Annotated in this window: 1 protein-coding gene; it reads left to right on the top strand. The window is 41.0% G+C overall.

What is annotated here, in order from left to right:
- A partial coding sequence (locus tag ACESOD_RS09785) for a mucin-binding protein (RefSeq protein WP_444861162.1) occupies positions 1-541 on the top strand: 541 nt, incomplete at both ends.

Below are 541 nucleotides of genomic sequence, written 5' to 3'. Positions count from 1 at the left end.
AACTTCCCATCAACACCAGAAGTGAAGTATCCAAATGATCCAACAGATCCAACTAAACCAGGTCAACCAGTTGTTCCTAATGTACCAGGTTATGAACCACATCTTCCAGATCCAAAAGATCCAAGCAAACCAGGTAAACCAGTAGAACCAGGAACACCTGTAACACCTGACAAACCAGGGGAAGATACGCCAATCATCTATGTACCAAAAACAAATGATGTAACGCAACCAACTAAACAAACAGTAACGTTTGAAGGAGCAGGTTCAACTACACCAAAAGATGATGTTCAAAGCGACTATACTTTCACAGGTAAGAAGAATCAAGCTGATGGTACAACAACATGGACTGAAAAGAGTCATGACTATGGCAAAGTAAAAGTCCCAGTAGTTGAACACTATTATGCGAATAAAGCTGAAGCAGGTGGTAAGACAGTTACTCCAGAACACCCAGAAGCTACAGATAAAGTAACCTACAAACCACTTGGAAACTTGGTTCCAAAACCAGAGAAACCAAATGATCCAAACTTCCCATCAACACCAG

Origin of the sequence: Streptococcus oralis, from assembly GCF_964238205.1 — a bacterium.
GTDB classification, from domain to species: domain Bacteria; phylum Bacillota; class Bacilli; order Lactobacillales; family Streptococcaceae; genus Streptococcus; species Streptococcus oralis_CZ.
This window is presented reverse-complemented; position numbering and strand designations above follow the sequence as displayed.